Here is a 599-nt window from a genome sequence, read left to right as displayed (position 1 = left end):
CTGGACCACAGACCACATCCCGACGATCGACTTACGGCACAAGCTATCGACCGGGCGATTGACTCGTGGCTGGCGTCACCCGACGGTTTCATTCCACTGCACATCTACACACTCGGGCGTGGGCGAGCCGGTGAGGTCAACTGGGACGGCCTGGCGCTATGCACCACGCCCCGCGTACATATGACCAACTTCTATAACGGCCGCCGCGGACCAATCCGCATGCAACGCGTACGCGATGCGATCACCGCGGGCATGCCCACCAAATTCGGATATTGCAGTGCCCAACCCGCCATCGTAGATCGACCCGACGGTACGCGCGGACCGTGGGCCACGGGTTTCGACCGTGTCGTCGTAAGCAAAGAACTCACTCAAATCCGCAATGCCGCTTATATTTTCGTTGCGATCATGACGATGATGCGTGACAGTGAAGTTCAAGGCATCCCCGCCGGAGCCATCAGCACCCATTACGGCGCCCCAGCAGTGACCAGCATCCTCCACAAAGGCCAGACAGGTGCCGGTACCCCGCAGCGCTGGTGGGTAAGCCCCCCGGTCGTATCCGCCCTCGAAGTCGCGGAACGCATCACCCGCGACCCAGGCAG

The 599-nt window shown here is 61.6% G+C and carries 1 protein-coding gene; it reads left to right on the top strand.

The window, feature by feature from the left end; translation table 11 throughout:
- Nucleotides 1-180 precede the first annotated feature (180 nt).
- Nucleotides 181-599: hypothetical protein (locus tag IMZ11_RS43395; protein WP_228649506.1), on the top strand; the 419-nt coding region annotated here is incomplete at its 3' end.

It is taken from the genome of Microtetraspora sp. AC03309, assembly GCF_020826795.1.
GTDB lineage: Bacteria > Actinomycetota > Actinomycetes > Streptosporangiales > Streptosporangiaceae > Microtetraspora > Microtetraspora glauca.
This window is presented reverse-complemented; position numbering and strand designations above follow the sequence as displayed.